The following is a 20,378-nucleotide window of genomic DNA, read 5'->3' on the forward strand; positions in this document are numbered from 1 at the left end:
GTGCCTGGAAGGACGGATGAACGTTGATCAGAGAGCGCATGACGCAGCCGGTGAAGGTGGTGTATCTGCCCATCGACAGCATCACGCCTTCCCCTTTTCAGGCGCGAAAAACATTTTCACAGCAGGACATTCAAAAACTGGCGGCCAGCATTCTGCAAAACGGTTTGCTGCAGCCCATCAGTGTGCGGCCCATGCCCGGGGGCACCTATCAGCTGATCGCGGGCGAACGGCGCTGGCGCGCCTGTAAAATGGCGGCCATGAGTACCATTCCCGCGCTGATCTATCATTTTGAGGATGAAAAGACCGCCGCCCTCAGCCTTTTGGAAAATTTACAGCGGGAGCAGCTGAATCCCTTCGAGCAGGCCCGTGCTTTGCGGGATCTGCTGTGTTTGTGGAATTGTACGCAGGAGGCCGGGGCACGGCGCCTGGGCATTGCACAGCCCACGCTGGCCAACAAACTTCGCCTGCTTTCTTTGAATGCCGAACAGGAAGAACTCTGTGTGCGCGCGGGCCTCACCGAGCGCCACGCGCGGGCGGTATTGCGCCTTCCAAACAGCGAAATGCGGACCCGGGCTTTGAAAGTAGTCTTGCAGAACGGCTACAACGTGCAGCAGACCGAGCAGTTCGTTTCCCGCATTCTGGAAAATAAGCCCCGTCCCAGACGCCGCATGATGGTGAAGGACGTGCGCCTGTTTGTCAATACCATCGAGCGCGCGGTCAAGCTGATGACCGGAAACGGCATTCCGGCTACGGCTACCAAAAAGGAACAGGAGGACTACATTGAATATGTGGTTCGCATTCCCACCTCCAGCGCCGTGAAAAACAATTCTTCTGTTCCACGTGGAACAAAAGAGCCCCCCGAGAGCCCGGTTTGACCGCGGCTCTTTTTTGTTCCACGTGGAACAGGTGATTTTCCTCTTTTAAAAGCAAAAACACTGTGTTATACTGTATCTGTATGCTGCTGCATGTGAAAACAGGCTGTAAAATGGAACAAACAACAGGAGGAACCGGTATTTTGGGTAAAGTAGTGGCAGTTGCAAACCAAAAAGGCGGCGTAGGAAAAACAACTACGGCCGTCAATCTGGCATCCGGGGTCGCGGCGCAGGGCAAAAAGGTGCTTTTGGTGGACCTGGACCCCCAGGGAAATACCACCAGCGCTTACGGCATTGCAAAACGCGGTGTGGAAATCAGCGTGTATCAGCTTTTGACCGGCGAAAAAACCGCGCAGGAAGCCATCGTGCACACACAATACCGGGTGGATCTGATCCCTTCCAACATCCAGTTGTCCGGTGCGGGCATCGAGCTGGTCAGCTTTCCCCGGCGGGAGGCCCGTCTGCGCGAGGCGCTGACGCCGGTGATCGGGCAGTATGATTTTATTTTCATCGACTGCCCCCCTTCCCTCGATCTTCTCACGCTCAACGGTCTGTGCGCCTGCGATACGGTTCTGGTGCCCATTCAGTGTGAATTTTTCGCGCTGGAAGGACTTTCCGAACTGATGAGCACCATTCGCACCGTGAAAAAGATGTACAATCCCTACATTGACATCGAGGGTGTTCTGCTCACCATGTACGACGGCCGTCTGAACCTGACGCTGCAGGTGGTGCAGGAAGTAAAGAAGTTCTTTGGAAACAAGGTGTATAAGACCACCATTCCCCGCAACGTCCGCCTTTCGGAGGCGCCCAGCTTCGGCGCGCCCATCAATTATTACGACGGCGGGTCCAAGGGGGCAGAGGCCTATGCCTTCCTTGCGGCGGAATTTGTGAAAAACAATCGGAGGGAGGGATAACCCATGGCGGCAAAAAAAGGCGGTTTGGGCCGCGGGCTGGACCTGTTGTTTCAGGATACGGGCGCGTCTTCCGCGGATGATGGCGTCACCATGCTCCGGCTGACGGAAGTGGAACCGGACAAGGCGCAGCCCCGCAAACATTTTGACGATGCCGCATTGGGCGAACTGGCGGACAGCATTTCCCAGCACGGCGTGCTTCAGCCCATTGTGGTGCGGCAGGTCCCCGGCGGCAGTTACAAAATCGTGGCCGGTGAGCGCCGTTGGCGCGCTGCCCGTCTGGCGGGACTGGATCAGATTCCGGTTTTGGTAAAGGATATCTCCGAACAGCAGGCAATGGAGCTGGCGCTGATCGAGAATCTGCAGCGCGAAGATCTGGACCCGGTGGAAGAAGCCGCGGGCTATCGCCAGCTGATGGACCGGTGCGGCTATACGCAGGAAACGGCTGCTCAGAAGCTGGGCAAAAGCCGCAGTGCGGTGGCCAACAGCCTGCGCCTTTTGAATCTTCCTCCCAAAGCGCTGGAAGATTTGAAAAAAGGCCTGCTCACTCCCGGACACGCCAAAGCTGTTTTGGGTCTGCCTGACGAGGAAAGCCGGCAGCAGGCGGCGGACTGGATCGTGGAGCGCGGCCTCAGCGTGCGCGAAGCGGAACTGCTGTGCCGCAATATGATGAAACAGCCCAAGAAGCGGAAGCCGACCCTGCTCCCTCCCCTTCCCAGCGAAGTGGAACTGAGCCTGAAAGAGGTTCTGGGAACGGAGGTCAAAGTCCGTTACAAAGGCGGAAAAGGTGAATTGCAGGTGCATTTCTATTCCGACGATCAGTTGAAAGAATTTGCAAACCTGTTAGGGAAATATACGAAGGAGAAATAAACATCATGTTGGATATGAAATTTGTCCGGGAAAATCCGGACGCCGTCAAAGAGAATATCAAAAAGAAATTTCAGGACCAGAAACTGCCTCTGGTGGATGAAGTGATCGCGCTGGATGCGGAGAACCGTGCGGTCATCACCGAGGCCAGCGAGCTGCGCGCCCAGCGCAATAAGCTGTCCAAGAGCATTGGCGCTCTGATGGGCCAGGGCAAAAAAGAAGAAGCCGAAGAAGTGAAAAAGCAGGTCACCGCACAGGCACAGCGCCTGAAAGAGCTGGAAGCCCGCGAGGAAGAGCTGGAGGCCAAAGTCCGCGAGATCATGATGGTCATTCCCAATATGATCGACCCCAGCGTTCCCATCGGTCCGGATGACAGCCACAATGTGGAAGTGCAGCGCTTTGGCGAGGCGAAAACGCCGGACTTTGAAATCCCCTATCACACCGACATCATGGAGCGCTTTGACGGCATCGATCTGGACAGCGCCCGCCGTGTGGCCGGCAACGGATTCTACTATCTCATGGGCGACATTGCCCGCCTGCACGAGGCAGTGCTGGCCTATGCCCGTGATTTTATGATCGACAAAGGCTTCACCTATGTGATTCCCCCGTTCATGATGCACGGCAGCGTGGTGCAGGGCGTGATGAGCTTCCCTGAAATGGACGCTATGATGTATAAAATCGAGGGTGAGGATCTGTATTTAATCGGCACCTCCGAGCACACCATGATCGGTCGTTTTGTGGATCAGATCATTCCTGAAGCACAGCTTCCTCTGACGCTGACCAGCTATTCCCCCTGCTTCCGCAAGGAAAAGGGCGCTCATGGCCTGGAAGAGCGCGGTGTGTACCGCATCCATCAGTTTGAAAAGCAGGAGATGATCGTGCTCTGCAAACCCGAGGAGAGCATGGACTGGTATGAGAAGCTGTGGCACAACAGCGTCGAGCTGTTCCGCAGCCTGGATATTCCTGTGCGTCAGCTGGAATGCTGCTCCGGCGATCTGGCAGATTTGAAGGTGAAGAGCTGCGACATCGAGGCCTGGAGCCCCCGTCAGCAGAAATATTTCGAGGTCTGCTCCTGCTCCAACCTGGGCGATGCCCAGAGCCGCCGCCTGAAGATCCGCATCAAGGGCGAGGATGGAAAGAACTATCTGCCTCACACGTTGAACAACACCTGCGTGGCGCCTCCCCGTATGCTGATCGCCTTCCTGGAGAACAACCTGCAGGCCGACGGCCGTGTGCGGATCCCCGAAGTTCTGCGTCCCTACATGGGCGGGAAAAGCGAATTGGTCCCCAAACACTGATTACAATTGGGAAAATATGGAAAACGGCTGTATTCCTTGGAATACAGCCGTTTTTTGGGAAAAATAGAAAGAAAAGTGTTGACAAAAGTACGTTGAATCTGTATAATAGCAAATGCACCAATTGTGAAGGTGCTTTAAAAATGGCGGTATAGCTCAGTTGGCTAGAGCATTCGGTTCATACCCGAAGTGTCACCGGTTCGAATCCAGTTACCGCTACCATTTCGCAGAATTTTTCTGAAGGCTGCAAAGTATCGGCTGCAATCGCGGCTGGTGGGGCGCTTTGGCAGTATTTAGCAAAATTCTGCAAAACCCGGCCCGATGGTCAAGCGGTCAAGACATCGCCCTTTCACGGCGGTAACCCGGGTTCGATTCCCGGTCGGGTCACCAAAAAAGCTCAGTCTTTCGACTGAGCTTTTTCTTTTTCTGCGCTCTCCTTGCGCGGAGCGATAGTGCTTTGTAATACAATCAGCCTTTTTTGGCAGTCGATGTGAATCATCGGGTCAATTTTATCTTTTATTTTCTTCTCCCAAGTCAAACTGTTCTAACGAACCGTCAACTCCTTGGTAAAAGGGGCGTGCTCTGGGGCACTTTGCAAAAACTTCCCCTTGAAACAGCAAGGCACAAACGAATAAAATAAAGACAGGGATTGCCCGGAATTCTGAACCGGGGATCATTTTGTTCGAGGTGAGCAGGATGGCAATGTCAACCATTTACGTGTGGATTACGACCTGCTGTGATCTGTTCTTTTCTTATTTTCTGGCGTGCAAGCTTACAAAAGAACGGGTGCGCAAATATGCCCGAAAAGGGATGGAAAAAGAGAGCGAATTCGAAATCAAACGCTTTCAAACTTTTCTGTTTCCCCTTTTGGTTTCCCTGGCGGTCTTTGTGAATCTCATGTGTCTCTATGGGGGAATCTATTTGATCTGTGATGACCTGCCCAATAAAATCACAGGCCGCTGGCCTGTTTGCGAAGGGACCATTGTGGGCTGGTACGATGGATATCGTGGCAAAGGCGCCGCGATGATTCAGGTGGGAGACGAGACCAAGGGATATGATATTCGGAACCTCAACATTCTGGAGGGCGAGATGGTGGGGGTCACCGTTCGGATGGCTTATAACAGAGGCGTCGCCTGCATTTTGGAGCATCAGGAAAACGGCAATTGGGTGCGTGAGAGGAATTTGCCCTATTACGGGCGGGAAGCCCATGCAGTTCAAAAAACCATTGCCATGAATCTTCTGGCCGGCGCGCTCACCGGCGGTTTTGTTCTGAAAAAACTGCTTTGGCCGGAAAAAACGGCTTTTTTCAAAAGCAAAGCTCTCCGCAATGTCCTGGGCGGCTCTCTTCTGGCTTTGACCGTGGCCGGCGAAGTGCTGGTGTGCTGCACGGTGCAGCGTTTTGGACAAACCTGGCAGGGAGAAGAGCAGATGGTGCACAGTCAGCTCTTTCTTCTGGTGCTGCTTTATGCCAATATGCTGTTCTGCATTCTGGTCACCCCAAAATCCACAGGATACCGCTATTGGTGGATCACCGCAAAAGAGTTTTTCAAAGAACTGGAGGAAAAGGAAAAGAAGTGATATCATCTTTTTCTGAATAAGTTTTCCCCTTTGCCTACGCCGCCCGACATTCAGGCGGCGTAGGCTTTTTAATCAGTATTTTGTAATGGAATCATTTCCGAATACCCTATTTTGGCAGGGGCAATTTCCAGAGTACAAAGCCGCACTTGCAGTTCATCCGCCCCTTGGACGAAGAGTCTCTCGCCCGCAAAAAGAAGGGTTGCCTACCGCATGCACGCTGTTTTCAGGCGCTAAAAGAGCCGTAACTTGCGTGTGGGATGTTTTTGCGGTAACATGATTCTATATGGGCGCTGAACCGAAAGCGCCCCCGAAACAGGAGAAACGATATGAAATGTTTGCATCTGTCCGATCTGCATCTGGGCCGCAGACTGCGGGAAGCGGATCTGGAAGAGGATCAGAACTATCTTTTAAATGAAATTTTCAACATCGCTGTGGAAAAACGTGTGGACGCGGTGCTGATTGCCGGTGACGTGTACGACCGCAGCGTTCCCACCGTGGGTGCGGTGCGGATGTTTGACGAGTTTCTGACCAGGCTGAGCCAGGCATCCATCCCCGTGTACGTCATCAGCGGAAACCACGACAGCGCAGAGCGTCTGGGTTTTGCGGACCGGCTTCTGGACGAAAAAGGTGTGCATCTTGCCTGCGTGTTCGACGGCCAATTGGTGCGCTATCCGTGCCGGGACGATTTTGGCCCCTTGACCATCTGGGCCATGCCTTTTTTAAAACCCGCGTCCGTGCGGCGTTTTTATCCGGAAGAATCCATTGAAAGCTACACCGATGCCGTGGCGGTGGTCCTGAAAAAAGCCAACCCGGATTTTTCGCAGCGCAATGTGCTGATTGCACATCAGTTTGTAACGGCTGTGGGCTGGGATACGCAGCGGTGCGAGTCCGAGACGCTGAGCCTCGGCACGCTGGACAACGTGGATGCGTCCGTGTTCGACGGCTTCGACTATGTGGCGCTGGGACATGTGCACAGCGCCCAGCGCGTGGGCCGGGACACCATCCGGTACTGCGGCGCCCCCTTCAAGTATTCCGTGGACGAGGCCCGGGGCGAAAAAGGCGTTCTGCTGGTGGAACTGGGCGAAAAAGGACAGGTGGATGTGGAAAAAATTCCCCTTCACTTTCTGCGGGACGTGCGCAGGGTGAAGGGAACGCTGGAACAGATCCTGTCCGGCGCGCAGCCGTCAGAAGATTATCTGCATGTGGTGCTCACCGACGAAACACCCCTGATCGACGCGGCGGCCCGGGTGCGGGCGGTCTACCCCAATCTGGTGAAGCTGGAGTTTTCCGCCCGGCACGGGCAAACCGATGTTTCGGACCGCGCCCAGGAGATGCTGCACAAAACGCCGCTGGAGTTGTTCGGCGATTTTTACCGCCAGGTGCACGGCAGCGATCTGTCCGACGAGGAGACCGCGGTGATGAAACAGGTATTTGAGGAGGTGCGGGAATGAGACCGATGCGCCTTTCCCTGTGCGCCTTTGGCCCCTACGCGGGAAAAGAAGAACTGGATTTGGAAAAATTCGGGCACAGCGGTCTTGTGCTGGTGGCCGGCGATACCGGCGCAGGCAAGACCACGCTGTTTGACGCGGTGTGCTATGCCCTGTTCGGCAAGCTCAGCGGCCGGGTCCGCGGCGTGGAGACCGTGCGCAGCGACTATGCCGCCCCGGGCGATGAAACCTATGTGGAGCTGGTGTTCGAGCACCGGAACAAGGAGTACCGCATTCGCCGCACACCGGAATATCAGCGGCCCAAGACCCGGGGCGAGGGCATGACCCAGCACGCCGCCACCGCGGAATTTTATGCGCCGGGCCAGCCTGTGCTGGACAAGGTGCGGGATGTGAACCGGGCGGTGAATGAGCTGCTGGGCATTGACGCGGACCAGTTCCGCCAGATCGCCATGATCGCCCAGGGCGAGTTTGTAGCCCTGTTGAATACCGCCGGTGAGGAGCGCAGTAAAATTCTGCGGCAGATTTTCAGCACCGGTGTGTATCGGCGCGCCCAGGACCGGCTCAAGGAACTGGCCGCCCAGTGCAATCGGGAAACGGAGCAGGGAAACGAACTGCTGCGCCGTCAGTTTCAGGCGCTGCGCCCGGACACCGAAGAAAATGCGGCGGCGCTGGCGGAACTTTTGAAGGATGAGGGCTGTATTTACCGGGGCGCGGAGGTGCTGGAGCTGGCCGGGTGCATGACCCGTGCCGACAGCGCGCTGGTGCGCCGGCTGGACCGGCTGGACGAGCAGCAGGCGCACCAGGCGGAGCAGCAGGCCGCCCTTCTGGAACAGGCGCGGCAGACAAACCGACTGTTTCGCCGCCGGGAACAGCTTGCGGAACAGCAGGCGCAGTTTTCCGCCCGGCAGGAGGAATTTGATCGCAAAAAGAAAGAGCTGGCTTTGTGGGAGAGCGCAGCCGGCACCGTTGTCCCCGCCGAAGAGCGGTGGAATCAGGCCCGGGCAGATGCGGAAAACTGGGCTGGGAAAAGCGCGCAGCAGTCTTCCCTGCGCCAAAATCTGCTGGAGCAACGGCAGCAGCAGGAGGCTGCCTGGGCCGATGCCCAGAAACAAAAGGAAGACCTGGTCCCGCTGGCGGCGCAGATCGCCCGCCTGACAGAGACACTGCCGCTGTACCGGGAGGCAGAGCAGGCGGCCCGGCGCTGTGAAGAACTGGAAGCCGCCGCCCGGCAGCAGTCTGCCCGGCGCAAGCAGCAGGAGCAGGAACAACAGGAACTGGCCGCGGAGATCGACCGGGTGACCCGGCAGGCAGGCGCCGCCGGTGAGGCGGCCGCAGCGCTGGCCAATGCAGAGCAGGCCTGCCGAACGGCAGAAGAAGAAAAACAGCAATTGCAGAAGCTGAACCGTGCGCTGCTGCAATGCAAGGCGCTTCGGCAGGAGGCCGATGAAAAACAGGCAGCCTATCAAACAGTCCACCGGATGTATCAGGAGCGCCGTCAGGCCTACGAACGTCTGGAGCGGCAGTTTTGGGACAGCCAGGCCGGGGTTCTGGCCGCCCGGCTGGAACAGGACGTGCCCTGCCCCGTTTGTGGCAGCATCCACCATCCCTGCCCTGCCCCGCGCCCGGCAAACGCACCGGACGAAGAGCAGCTGCGCCGGGAACAGCAGATGCTGGAGCAGCAGCGGGCACAGGTGCAGCAGGCTTCCGCGGACAGCGGGCGCGCAGCCCAGAAATTTGAGAGCGCCCGGGAGCAGTGCTTTGCAGACGTGGCCGCTCTGTGCGGCGCGCAACCGGAAGACGGGGCGGGCGCACGAACACTTCTGAAAAACAAAAGCGCTCAGCTGGAGCAGACGGACGTCCGCTTGCAGCAGGCGCTGGCACAGGCTGTTGAAACAAAAAAACGGTGCGATGAAGCCGTGAAGACACTTCCCCGGCTGCAGCAGCGCCGCCAGCAGGCAGAGGCAGCCCTGCGCCAGGCCGATGAGCAGGCAGCCCGGGAACAGCAGGAGCTGGCCGCCCTGCGCGCCCGCAGACAGGAGCTGGCGGCACGCCTGACCAGCGGCACCCGGGAGGAAGCCGAGGCTGCGCTGGCCGGGGCCACCGCCCAAAGCCGCCGGCTGGAGCAGGCTTTCCGGCAGGCTCAAAGCCGCTGGCAGGAATACACCGCACAGCTGCAGAGCACCGAAACGCTGTGCCAAGACTATGCGCGGCAGGCTTCTGACGCCCGCACCGCGGAGCTTCGGGCGCGGAAGGCCTTTGAACAGGCACTGGAAAAAGCCGGGTTTGACACCGAGCAGCAGTACCGTGCGCACCGGGTGGAAGAAGCGGCGATCCGCACCCGGAAAAAACAGCTGGAAGAAGAGCAGCGGCAGCGGGACGCCTGCGCCGCCGAGCAGAGCAGTCTGGACCGGCAGCTGGAAGGCCGCACTCCGGCGGATGAGGCCGGGCTGGAGAACGCCCTGGCACAGCTTCGCAGTCAGCGGCAGGAGAACGGAGCGGTCCGGCAAACCGTGCACACGCGGCTTTCCATGAACCGCGAGGCGGAAAAGCAGCTGAAAAAGATTCTGGAAGAGAACGCGGCGACCCAGCACCGGGCCGCGGTGATCCAGAAACTGAACCGCACGGCCAACGGAACACTGACCGGCGGCCTGGGACGCAAACAGTTTGAACAGTACGTGCTGACCGCGCACTTTGAAAATGCGGTGGCGGCGGCCAACCGGCGCTTTTCCCGCATGACCGACGGCCAGTTCGAGCTGTTGTGCCACAACCGGGCCGAGGGCCGGGGCCAGAGCACGCTGGATCTGGACGTGCTGGACAATTATACCGGGAAAGTGCGCAGTGTGCGGAGCCTGTCCGGCGGCGAGTCCTTCAAGGCGGCGCTGTGTTTGGCGCTGGGCCTTTCGGACGTGATCCAAAGCTATGCCGGCGGCGTGCAGATCGACGCCATGTTCATTGACGAAGGCTTCGGCACGCTGGACGCTCAGTCCATGGAAAAAGCGCTGGAAGCGCTGCAGGGTCTGACCGAGAGCCGCCGTCTGGTAGGCATTATCTCCCATGTGGCCGAACTGCGCGAGCGCATCGACAAACAGCTGGTGGTGCGCAAAACCACCCGCGGCAGCAGCATTGAAATGAGAGTATAAAAAAGAAGGGGGCTTTGGCCGGGGTTCCATAAGGAAACGACGCCGGGCAGGTGCCCCTTTTGCGCGGCTGCGTCGTCAAACCGCCTCGACAACCACAAAGGGTGCCGGGTTTTTCCCGCAAGGCGGGAAAATGGGGACCAGGGCTGGTCCGCAACCGGCCGGGCGGTCCGCGAAGCGGAGCGGGCGCATTATTGCCGCGCCCGCAGCCCCTTCGGCGTTTTTCCTTGCATCCGCATCAAAAGGGACGCCTTCCCGGTGCAAGCAGTTGCGCCTCGAAATTTTGAGAGAAAGAGCAAAAAAGCGGTCCTGCAAGCAATTTGCTTGCAGGACCGCTTTCTGCGTTTCATGCGTCAAAAATTCGGGGCTTCACCGCCGTTTTCTTATGTCACCCCGGCTTTGCCCCCTTCTTTTTTAGCAAACGGTTATTCCATCACAGCGCCCTTGTTGGCGCCGGAGACCAGCTTCGCATAACGGGAAAGCCACCCGGTGGTGATCCGGGGTTCCGGCGCTTTCCAGGCGGCGCGGCGGCGTTCCAGTTCCTCGTCGGAAACGTCCACATTCACCTTGCCGGCGGGAATGTCGATGGAGATGGTATCCCCTTCCTGCACCAGTGCGATGTTGCCGCCCTGGGCCGCTTCCGGCGCCACATGGCCGATGGATGCGCCGCGGGACGCACCGGAGAACCGGCCGTCGGTGATCAGCGCAACGGATTTGTCCAGCTTCATGCCGGCCAGCGCGCTGGTGGGATTCAGCATCTCGCGCATGCCGGGGCCGCCTTTGGGGCCTTCGTAGCGGATGACCACCACGTCGCCGGGGTGGATCTGCCCGCCGTAAATGGCCTGGATGGCATCGTCCTCACTGTCGAACACCCGGGCCGGGCCGCTGTGCACCAGCATTTCGGGCGCAACGGCGCTGCGCTTGACCACGCAGCCGTCTTTGGCGATGTTGCCCCACAGAATGGCAATGCCGCCGGTTTTGGAGTAGGGGTTGTTGGTGGGACGGATGTTGGTCTCGTCCAGGTTTTTGGCGCCGGCAATGTTCTCGCCCACGGTCTTGCCCGTCACGGTGGGCAGGCTGGTGTCCAGCAGGCCCAGTTCAGCCAGCTGCGCCATCACCGCAGGCACGCCGCCCGCCGCGTTCAGATCTTCCATGTGAGTGGGGCCGGCCGGAGCCAGATGGCAGAAGTTGGGCACCTTGGCGCTCAGCTCGTTGAAGGTCTCCAGGCTCATGGGCACGCCCGCCTCGTTGGCAATGGCCAGCAGGTGCAGAACGCTGTTGGAGCTGCAGCCCAGGGCCATGTCCGTGGCAACGGCGTTGCGGAAGGCCGCCGGGGTCAGAATATCCCGGGGGCACACATTCTTTTCCACCAGGTCCACAATGCGCATGCCCGCGTGCTTCGCCAGCTGGGTGCGGGCGGCCATCACGGCGGGAATGGTGCCGTTGCCGGGCAGCGCCATGCCGATGGCCTCGCACAGGCAGTTCATGCTGTTGGCGGTGTACATGCCCGAGCAGGAGCCGCAGCCCGGGCAGGTGTGCAGGGTGTAGTCCTCCAGCACGTCCTCATCGATCAGGCCCGCCTTGTAGCTGCCCACCGCCTCGAACATCTGGGACAGGGACACATGCCGTTTTCCCTGACGGCCGGACAGCATGGGGCCGCCGCTGATGACGATGGAAGGAATATTCAGCCGGGCCGCCGCCATCAGCATGCCGGGCACGATCTTATCGCAGTTGGGAACCAGCACAAGGCCGTCCAGCGCGTGGGCGCGGGCCATGGTCTCCACGCTGTCGCAAATCAGTTCACGGCTGGGCAGAGAATATTTCATGCCCACATGTCCCATGGCAATGCCGTCGCATACACCGATGGCGGGCATCAGAATGGGGGTGCCGCCGGCCATGCGCACGCCGGCCTTCACAGCGTCGGCCAGCTTGTCCAGATGGGCGTGGCCGGGGACGATCTCACTGAAGGCGCTGACCACGCCGATCAGCGGCCGGTCCAGCTCCTCATCGGTATAACCCAGTGCGTAAAACAAACTGCGGTTGGGTGCGCGCTCGGCGCCTTTTGTCACTTGTTCACTGTTTCTCAACGTTTTTCATCCTTTCCCCCGGGGCCGTATGCAAACCGGCCCGAATTTACCTCAGTATAGCACGCTTTGCACAAAACTGCAAAAGATGCCCCAAACAGACGCCGGGCCTACGGTTTTCGCTTTGCATTTTTGGAAAGAATGTTTATAATAAAAGAATATCTGAAAGGGGGCGGGCGGTATGGAATTTCAGGTCACACGAAGCGGCGCTGCGCTGATCGGGTTCTGGGTGATTCTGACGGGCGCAGTGGTCAGCATTCCCTTCTGGTCGTTGAATGCCGTGGCCGCCCTGTTCTGGCTGGCGGTGTGGTGCGTTGTCTGCCTGTGTGTGCTGGTGCCCCGCTGGGCGTCCTGCCGGGTCCGGGTGGGCGGCAATCACCTGACCGTGCGCCGGGGCCTTTTGTTTTTGGTCACCAAGCGCATGCCCTTGCGTTTTATCAGCGGTTGTCACATTCTGCAGACGCCGGTGGGCCGGCGCATGGGCGGCTGTGTGCTGGTGCTGATCGCTTCCGGCACGTTCACAGTCATTCCCGGCATTCGAAGGGCGGACGCCGAACAGCTGGCCGCCAAGCTGTCCCACGGGGGAAAACTGTTATGAACGGGCGGCGGTTTCACATTCTGTACTGTCTGCGCCTGTTCCGGTACGCACTGCTTTTGTGCCTTGTGCCCATGGTGCAGGCCCTGATCGCCTTTGACTGGACCAGCCTGTTCACGGCTTTGAAGCAGGACGCGGCGATTCTTTTGTTCTTTCTGGCGGTCTCACTGGTGCGCTGGTACGTCACCGGCTTTGCCCTGACCCAGGACAGTTTTGAAGCACAGACCGGCGTGTTCGTGCACAGCAAGTACACGTTTTCCAAAAGCGGCGTGGCTGTTCTGGAGATCGTGCGGCCGCTGTACTGCCGCCTGCTGGGCGCAAGCCGAGTGACGCTTTACTTTCACAATTACGCCGCGCCCCGCCGGTTTCAGTGCTACCTGACCAAGAGGGACGCCCAGGCGCTGGCCGATCTTTTGATGCCTGTGCGGCAGGACCACTCCATTTTTTCGCCCACCGGCTATGAAAAACTCAGTTTTGTCATGCTCAGCGCCAATGTGATCACCGCCTGTGCGTTCGCATGGGTCAGTCTGGACCGCATACAGGAAGTTCTGGGCGACAGTCTGCGGCAGCTGGCCTGGATGCAGTTTGAACAGATCGAGTTGCTGGTCGAGCGCATTCTGCCCGCCGGTTTGGCAGCGCTGGCCACTCTGTTCTTTCTGGTGGGCGGCCTGACGTTTTTGTATGCGTTTCTGCACACTGCCGGTTTTCGGGTGTGCCGCAACGGGGGCATCATCATCAGCAAGGGCGGCCTTGTGACCAAAACCGAGCGGCGCGTCCGTCTGCGGTGCGTGTCTGCCTGTGATATTCGCGTCACCCCGGCCGGGCGGCTTTTGCGCCGGTATCCGGTGTTCATCGCCGCGGGCAGTTTTACCGGCGGCGAGGTGCCGCTGTTCGTTGTGAAAAAAGGGCAGGAGGCGCGGGTGGAAGCGCTGCTTCCCGGTTATTCCAAGCCGGACGGCCCGCTGTGCGATCCGGCCCGCAAAAGCCCTGTGCAGTATTTGTGGAAACCCGGCGCCCTGCTGGCACTGGGTCTGGCGCTGTGCGGCGTTGCCTTCAACGTTCTGCCGGGCGTTTTGCCGGTTCTGGCAGCGTGGGTTTTGGGGGCGCTGGGCTGTATGATCGTCTCTCTGGAGGGGCTGCGCAGGGAAGGTCTGCACAAAAATGAAAACCGGACGCTGTCCGTGGTGTTCACCCGCTTTTTCACACGGCACGAGGTCTGTGTGCTGACCCAGGACCTGGCCTACACCCTGTTTGAACATCCCTTCTCCGTCAGCGAGGGGCGGTGCGATGTGACGGTGTGTCTTCCCTGCCGGGTGCGGTACAGGGCCAGAGGTGTGCTGCAATATCAGGCGCGCAGCATTCCCTTCAGTTTGTAGCAAAGGAGTTTCTTCATGTATCAGGCTGTGATTTTTGATTTGGACGGAACGCTTCTCAACACCATCGGAGACCTGGCCCAGGCAGGCAATTACACGCTGGCCCAAATGGGACTGCCCGGCCATCCGGTGGAAGCGTATAAATACATGGTGGGCAACGGCATCCCCATGCTGCTGCACCGGATGCTGCCCGAGACAGCCCGCACCGAGGAAAACGAGCAGCGCGCGGCGCAGCTGTTTTTTCCCTATTATGACCAGCATAAGGAAGACACCACCGCTCCCTACGACGGCATTGTCCCGCTGTTGGACCGGCTGCGCGGCGCGGGCGTAAAGCTGGGCGTGGTCTCCAACAAGGAAGACCACCTGACCCGGCAGGTGATCGGGCAATATTTCCCCGGTGTGTTTGACGACGTGCGCGGCCATGTGCTGGGTACGCCCACAAAGCCGGACCCGCATCTGGTCCATGAAATGCGCGCCGCCTTCGGCCTGGAACCCGGGCAGGTGCTGTATGCAGGCGACAGCAATGTGGACATGTTCACAGCCCGCAACGCGGGGCTGGACGGCTGCGGCGTGCTGTGGGGCTTTCGCACAGCGCAGGAGCTGAAAGAGGCCGGCGCACGCTATCTGGTCGCCGCGCCGTCCGAGCTGGAAGCGCTGGTGCTGGGCCGTCCGGCACAGAAGGAGCGTTGACGGCGTATGGAATTTGCGCGATTTCTGGACCGGTACCTGGATGATTTTCTGGCCGTGGCATCCATCTTTTTCTGTGGAGCGGTGGTCTGCGGAATCATCTACATATCGTATTATTTTTTAAAAAAATCACAAAAACGCCATCTTTGGCTTCAGCGGAATGGAAAAAGAGCCAGCGGCCGCGTGATCGCACTTTATGAAAAAACAAAGTACATGCGGGGGGACGAAAACACGCCCGGGCAATGGATGAAAACCGAATGGGCGCGCTATTCCTTTCCGGCAGACGGGGCCGAGTGGATCGGGGATTTTCCCCAGAGCAAAAAGCAGTTTTATCACAAGGGGGATTCGGTGGAGGTTTATTACGACCCGGCGGACCCCCGTCGAAACTGTACGCCGAGGCAGATCGAAGAAGACAAAAAGATCCAGCTGTTTTTCAGGTTTCTTCTGGGGTTTCTGGCGTTTGTCACACTGGCGGCGGCAGCCTGCATGGCATTCCAGTAAAAAAATGCGCGCGGAACGTTCTTTCGTTCCGCGCGCATCGTTTTATCCGTTTTTAATCCACCAGTGAAGAATTTTTCTCGGCCGCATCAGGCACAGGATGCAGAAAAACGCACCCACGGCCAGCAGCAGATCCCCCACACTGGCAAAGCCGCCCGGCAGCGGCAGAATGTCGCCCAAAAACAAAAGCCGGGTGTCCGGCCCGGCGGCGCAGTACATGGGAATCTCCCCCGCCGTCAGGGCGCGGGCGCCCTCTTCGCTCAGCAGCGAAAGAACGCGCTGAGACACGGGCATGCAAAAATCGTTCAGAGCGATGACCAGAAAATTGCACAGTGTGCCTGACCCGGCAAACCAGAATGTTTTGCGCAGGCGCCGGTTTTGAAACAGAAACAACGCCAGCGTGCCGTAGCAGATCACAATACATATCGCTGCGGGAATGCCGTCGGAAAAAGCCGGCACCCAGTTGGGCAGGCTTTGCGCCAAAAAGGCGGGAAACGGCATCCAAAGCCCGCGCATCCGGGCTTTTTCATAGCGTGCCAGCCGTCCGCCGAACGTCCAGCCCACGGCCAGGGCGATCAGCACAGACCAAAGAAACATAGCAAATCCCCTTTGTTGTCACATGCCCGTCTGGGCGGCCTCTTCCGCGGCCTGCTGGGTCAGGCGCCCCTCTTCCGCCAGCTGGGCGGCCACGCGGGCCACGTCCGGATGGAACTGCTCGCCCGCTTCCTTGCGAAGAATTTCTGCGGCCTGCTGGGGCGTGCGTCCCTTTCGGTAAGGCCGGTCGCTGGTGATGGCGTCGTAAGCGTCTGCCGCGCCGAGAATGTAATTTTCAACGGGCAGGTCCTCTCCGCAGGTCCCGTCGGGATAGCCTTTTCCGTTGTAAAACTCATGGTGATGGCCCACCATGGACAAAATGTCCTGGTAGCCGTTGATGTTTTTTAAGATGTCCACACCCGCCATGGGGTGATGTTCAATAACCTCCCGCTCTTCGGGGGTCAGGCGGCCGGGCTTCTGCAGAATGGAATCCGGCACGCCGATTTTGCCGATGTCATGGTACAGTCCGGCTGTGAGCAGGCGGTGGATGGTGGTGCGGGGCAGATGCATCTCCTGTGCGATCAGGCATGCATAGCCCGCCACCCGCATGGAATGACCGCGGGTATAGGTGTCCTTGGCCTCAAGGGCCGCTGTCAGTGCGCGGATGACCTCGTACTGACTTTTCTGAGAATCCAGATACAGCTTGAAGGAAAAACGCGCCAGCAAAAGGGGCAGCATGAACAGAAAAGCCAGCCAGTGACCGCGCTCCATTTTCAGCAGCATGGCCAGAAAATAGCCGATGGTGCTGCTGCACACAATGCTGGGGATCATCCCCACCAGCATGTGGCCGAAGATGGAGAAGAACCGCATGCGGGACTCCAGGTAAAACACGCCGGAGATGATCAGCGCGTTGGCGCCCACGGCGCTGATCACATAGCCGATGGCAGGAAGAAGAATTCCGGGAAGAGAGATGTTTCCCGGCGTGCCGCCCAGCGCATAGTACACAGCGCCGCCCACGGCCAGCGAAAGGTTCAGGTTGGAAGTGTTGAACAAAAGCTTGTGCGGGTCGGTGTTGAAAATATGGTAAAAGCCCTTCCCGCTCTCGGTGGGAACAATTTCAAGAGGTGTTGTCAGAAATAAAAGGACCAGCGCGCCGGCAGGTCCCATGACCAGCGCCACGGCCAGTACGCTGATGAAGGACATGTCGATGGTGCAGTCCTCGCGCACATACAGCGGCAGACAGCGGCAAAGCACGCACAAAGCGACCAGAGCAATGACCGTGCTGGGGCCAACCCCCTGGGGCAGTCCGCCGGAAAAAACGCGCCAGCAGGCAGACAGACCGACCACAATGCCGAGCACAGAGATCAGGTTCATGTACCGTTTTGTCAGTCGCTCCAAATTCGTTCGCCTCCGGGCTTTGAAAGTTATAAATAAGGGAGGCAGCCAATCAGCCGCCTCCCTGCTGAAAAAAGGCTTCTGCCGTCTCAGCGCAGCTTAAAAAAAGCGCCGCTGGCAACCAGCAGAGAGAGCAATGACGTAAGAGCCATCATAATCTTCGCCTTATTCATCGAATACAGCCTCCTTGACGACAATACTCTGTCAGCCGCTATAGACAGGCTATATCCGCTCCGCTCTTATTCTTCGGGCATCGTCTGCTCTGCCGCGTTGGGGCAGGGCATCATGGCAATGCGCCGGTTTACCGCGTCCAGCACGGCCAGCGCCACGGAGAAGTTGGGGTCTTCTCCCTCGTAGCACGCGCCGAGAAGCGGTTCGCTGCGGCCCTTGCTCTTCAGCACAAGGCCCGCGAGAATGCAGTTTCTGGAAGAAAATTCCGTGCGGCGCACGTCTTCCAGCACCACGTGAAATTCATCGGAAAACGCGCCGTCCACCGCGCGTACGGCCGCCAGGGCAATGGCGCCGGTCCGGCCGCCGGGGGTCGCGTCGCATTTGGCACGTCCCTCAAAGCTGTGACCGCCCTGGGTCAAATGTACCACCGCGGACACGCCGGTGCGGTCGCTGATCAGCTCCAGCCGCTCGCAGATCATGCGGCAGTGGGTTTCCCGTGCGCCGTCGGGGATCTGCGCCACGCTGATGATGCGGTGATCGATCTCCATGCCGAATTTGGCAGAAAGGGCAGACTGAATGTCCCGCACGATCTGCTTGGGAGAACGGGTCTCATCTGCCAGAACATGAATCTCCCGGATCGAACCGTTCTCCAGGAAAAATTCTGCTCCCAGCACACCCGCAAGACGCAGAACCAGCGCCTTCCATGCGGCAGTATCCGCTGCGTACAGATTCATAGCCTTGTCCTCCCATCTTGCAGTATATGGTTTCATTATACAAAAAGCGACTGTTAAAAACAAGCTTTTCCGTTGGAAACTCGCAAAAAAAGCAAGATTTCAAACCTCCAAATTTTTCCGGAAAACAAAAAAAGAGGCCTTAAAAAGCCTCTTTTTTTCGAAATCAGAATCGGCCCGCATCTCGCAAGGCTTTTAGTTTTAACAAGGCGGTGCAGGTTTTGCCGTCCACGATCTCGCCGGAGAGAACCTTTTCCACCGCCTGCTCCAGCGGAAGCGTGAACACCGACAAAAATTCATCCTCGTCCAGATGCTGCCCCACCGGATGGAGATCCTTGGCGGCGTACAGATAAATGATCTCGCTGCAGTAGCCGCAGGTGGGGATCATGGGCGACAGATCTACGTACGTATCCGCCTGCAGGCCGGCCTCTTCGCCCAGCTCCCGCTTGGCCGCCTCAAAGGGATCTTCGCCCGCTTCCAGTTTTCCGGCGGGAATCTCGATCAGCTCTCGGTCCAGCGCATAGCGGTACTGCCGCACCAGATAAACCTCGCCCTTTTCATTCAGCGCCACAATGCCCGCGCCGCCGTGATGATGGACCACTTCCCGGGAGGAGGTGCGTCCGTTCTCCAGTTCCACCTTGTCCAGTGTCACACGGATGACCCGTCCCTGAAAAATCTCTTTTGACTCCAGCTTTTTTTCAAAATGTGCCATTTGAATCCGCTTCCCTTCCTTAGGCGCCGGCGCTGTCCCGGCTGGATTCTTCCCGGGTACACCGCACCTTCTCGATCCGGCGCTCACTGGTCTTCAGGACCGTGAACACCACGCCGCCGTAATGGACCTGCGCATGCTCGTTTTCATCCGGAATGCGGCCCAGGCGGTCGATCACAAGCCCGCCCACGGTGTCGATGTCGTCCGGATCGTCTTCATCCGGCTCGGGCAGTTCCAGATCAAAGGCCTCAAACAGGTCCTCCAGATCCGCAGCGCCGGTAGCGATGAATCCGTCCCCGTCGGCCACCAGGTCCTCTTCCTCGTTGTCATACTCGTCCTGAATGTTGCCCACGATCTCTTCCAGCACGTCTTCCATGGTCACAAGACCGCTGGTCCCGCCGTATTCGTCCACCACCACGGCAATCTGGGTGTGTTTGCGCCGGAACTCCAGCAAAAGCTCACGGGCGCGGCAGGCCTCGGGCACAAACATGGCTTTGCGCATATGGGCCGACGCCAGCTCCGTGCTGCGCGCGGGGTCATCCCACAGGCCGAACAGGTCCTTCACGTGCAGCATGCCCACCACATCGTCCAGCGTTTTGTGGTAGACCGGAATGCGGGAAATGCCCTCGGCCATGGCCAGCCGCACCACATCGCCGATGTTGGCGGTATCGGCCACACTGACGATCTCCGTGCGGTGGGTCATCACGTCCGCGGCGGTCACATCGTCGAACTCCACGATGCTGGCAATCATCTTTTTCTGGTTCTCGTCAATGATAGACTGTTCTTCCACGTCCTCCACCATGTTCATCAGCTCTTCCTCGGTCACGCCGCTGTCCGCGGTGGTGCCGGTCAGCTGAAAGCAAAGCTTGGCGGGGGCGGTCAGCACTTTGCCCAGCACCGCCAGCACCCGCATGGGACCGGCCTTTCCACCGGCAAAGCCGAAGGAAAACACGGTCACACCGGCCAGAACGTACACCGCCAGGCCCGGAATGGCCCACACAAGCCAACCGTGCGGCGCCAGCACATCACACAGCTGCCACAAAAACGCGCCGAACAGAACGCAGAACAGGATCACTGCGCCGGCGGCGCGGTCGGAAAAGCCCAGGCGGGAAACCTTCTCCCGCTCGCCGTCTGCCGCCAGAATGCCGCCCGCGCTGTAAAGCGCCAGCAGAGCGCCCAGCGCGAGGATCACACAAATTAAAATGGAAAGACCTTCCGGGTCCATGAAAAAACAAACTCCTTTTTCAGTCAAATGACGCGCACAACCACTGCGCACAATTGTCTATATAATAAAGTATTTTAAGAGCTCTGTCAATAAAAGGCACACAGGGACGGATGGTTAAACTTAACTGGTTTTGTCTGGTTAAAATTTCACAAAGAAAAGCCGTCCCACAATGTGGAATTTGTGATTTTTTACCCGAAAAAGCCCCGGAAAGGCCGGGAAGCTTGTTTACTTTTGGTGTGGAATTTGTTACAATATTACAGAGCGCGGA

The 20,378-nt window shown here is 58.6% G+C and carries 17 protein-coding genes and 2 tRNA genes; 13 read left to right on the top strand and 6 right to left on the bottom strand.

What is annotated here, in order from left to right:
* Positions 1–23: 23 nt before the first annotated feature.
* The 9 genes from ACKTS9_RS10220 (at position 24) to ACKTS9_RS10260 (ending at position 10,111) form a co-directional block, all read left to right on the top strand.
* The gene (locus ACKTS9_RS10220) at positions 24–875 is read left to right on the top strand and encodes a ParB/RepB/Spo0J family partition protein (RefSeq protein ID WP_407880593.1); all 852 of its coding nucleotides are present in this window, start codon (positions 24–26) and stop codon (positions 873–875) included.
* Between the two features lie 140 nt (positions 876–1,015).
* Positions 1,016–1,786: a ParA family protein gene (locus tag ACKTS9_RS10225; RefSeq protein WP_349216028.1), complete on the top strand. Its 771-nt coding sequence runs from the start codon at positions 1,016–1,018 to the stop codon at positions 1,784–1,786.
* Positions 1,787–1,789: 3 nt separating this feature from the next.
* Positions 1,790–2,653 carry a ParB/RepB/Spo0J family partition protein gene (locus ACKTS9_RS10230; RefSeq protein ID WP_349216029.1) on the top strand — a complete coding sequence of 288 codons (864 nt, stop codon included), beginning with the start codon at positions 1,790–1,792 and terminating at the stop codon, positions 2,651–2,653.
* Between the two features lie 5 nt (positions 2,654–2,658).
* Positions 2,659–3,948, top strand: coding sequence for a serine--tRNA ligase (serS, locus tag ACKTS9_RS10235; RefSeq protein WP_407880596.1), 1,290 nt, complete (start codon positions 2,659–2,661; stop codon positions 3,946–3,948).
* Between the two features lie 142 nt (positions 3,949–4,090).
* A tRNA-Met gene (locus ACKTS9_RS10240) sits at positions 4,091–4,167 on the top strand.
* A gap of 93 nt (positions 4,168–4,260) precedes the next feature.
* Positions 4,261–4,335 (top strand) — tRNA-Glu (locus tag ACKTS9_RS10245).
* A gap of 312 nt (positions 4,336–4,647) precedes the next feature.
* A complete protein-coding gene (locus tag ACKTS9_RS10250) occupies positions 4,648–5,523 on the top strand; it encodes a hypothetical protein (RefSeq protein WP_349216034.1) in 876 nt (291 codons plus the stop codon).
* A 326-nt stretch (positions 5,524–5,849) separates the two neighbouring features.
* Positions 5,850–6,974 carry an exonuclease SbcCD subunit D gene (locus ACKTS9_RS10255; protein WP_407880599.1) on the top strand — a complete coding sequence of 375 codons (1,125 nt, stop codon included), beginning with the start codon at positions 5,850–5,852 and terminating at the stop codon, positions 6,972–6,974.
* The gene (locus tag ACKTS9_RS10260) at positions 6,971–10,111 is read left to right on the top strand and encodes an AAA family ATPase (RefSeq protein WP_407880601.1); all 3,141 of its coding nucleotides are present in this window, start codon (positions 6,971–6,973) and stop codon (positions 10,109–10,111) included. Before ACKTS9_RS10255 ends, ACKTS9_RS10260 begins: the two co-directional genes overlap by 4 nt.
* A gap of 422 nt (positions 10,112–10,533) precedes the next feature.
* Here the strand turns inward: ACKTS9_RS10260 and ilvD are convergent, their stop codons facing one another.
* Complete coding sequence (gene ilvD / locus ACKTS9_RS10265) at positions 10,534–12,195, bottom strand: dihydroxy-acid dehydratase (RefSeq protein WP_349215201.1); 1,662 nt, start codon at positions 12,193–12,195, stop codon at positions 10,534–10,536.
* Between the two features lie 178 nt (positions 12,196–12,373).
* Between ilvD and ACKTS9_RS10270 the strand changes: the two genes are divergently transcribed.
* Genes ACKTS9_RS10270 through ACKTS9_RS10285 form a run of 4 tightly spaced genes read left to right on the top strand, consistent with a single transcriptional unit; the run spans position 12,374 to position 15,348 of the window.
* Entirely contained in the window at positions 12,374–12,790 is a 417-nt protein-coding gene (locus ACKTS9_RS10270; RefSeq protein ID WP_407880604.1) for a PH domain-containing protein, read from the top strand.
* Complete coding sequence (locus ACKTS9_RS10275; RefSeq protein ID WP_407880606.1) at positions 12,787–14,163, top strand: hypothetical protein; 1,377 nt, start codon at positions 12,787–12,789, stop codon at positions 14,161–14,163. The genes ACKTS9_RS10270 and ACKTS9_RS10275 overlap by 4 nt, the downstream gene beginning before the upstream one ends.
* Before the next feature lie 15 nt (positions 14,164–14,178).
* On the top strand, positions 14,179–14,850 hold the full coding sequence (locus ACKTS9_RS10280) for an HAD family hydrolase (protein ID WP_349215204.1): 672 nt from the start codon (positions 14,179–14,181) through the stop codon (positions 14,848–14,850).
* A gap of 6 nt (positions 14,851–14,856) precedes the next feature.
* A complete protein-coding gene (locus tag ACKTS9_RS10285; protein WP_349215205.1) occupies positions 14,857–15,348 on the top strand; it encodes a DUF3592 domain-containing protein in 492 nt (163 codons plus the stop codon).
* Between the two features lie 42 nt (positions 15,349–15,390).
* On the opposite strand, the gene ACKTS9_RS10290 is transcribed toward ACKTS9_RS10285, so the two are convergent.
* From ACKTS9_RS10290 to ACKTS9_RS10310, 5 genes are all read right to left on the bottom strand, one after another.
* Positions 15,391–15,942: a DUF5317 domain-containing protein gene (locus ACKTS9_RS10290; RefSeq protein ID WP_349215206.1), complete on the bottom strand. Its 552-nt coding sequence runs from the start codon at positions 15,940–15,942 to the stop codon at positions 15,391–15,393.
* 18 nt (positions 15,943–15,960) lie between these two features.
* Positions 15,961–17,277, bottom strand: a complete 1,317-nt coding sequence (locus ACKTS9_RS10295; protein ID WP_349215207.1) for an HD-GYP domain-containing protein — start codon at positions 17,275–17,277, stop codon at positions 15,961–15,963.
* Between the two features lie 236 nt (positions 17,278–17,513).
* Positions 17,514–18,179 (bottom strand): hypothetical protein, encoded by a 666-nt coding sequence (locus ACKTS9_RS10300; protein ID WP_349215208.1) that lies wholly within the window; start codon positions 18,177–18,179, stop codon positions 17,514–17,516.
* Between the two features lie 163 nt (positions 18,180–18,342).
* Positions 18,343–18,888 (bottom strand): NUDIX hydrolase, encoded by a 546-nt coding sequence (locus ACKTS9_RS10305; protein WP_407880610.1) that lies wholly within the window; start codon positions 18,886–18,888, stop codon positions 18,343–18,345.
* Positions 18,889–18,907: 19 nt separating this feature from the next.
* Complete coding sequence (locus ACKTS9_RS10310) at positions 18,908–20,110, bottom strand: hemolysin family protein (protein ID WP_407880612.1); 1,203 nt, start codon at positions 20,108–20,110, stop codon at positions 18,908–18,910.
* Positions 20,111–20,378: the final 268 nt, after the last annotated feature.

It is taken from the genome of Owariibacterium komagatae, from assembly GCF_045865535.1.
In the GTDB taxonomy this organism is placed as follows: Bacteria; Bacillota; Clostridia; order Oscillospirales; family Ruminococcaceae; genus Ruthenibacterium; species Ruthenibacterium komagatae.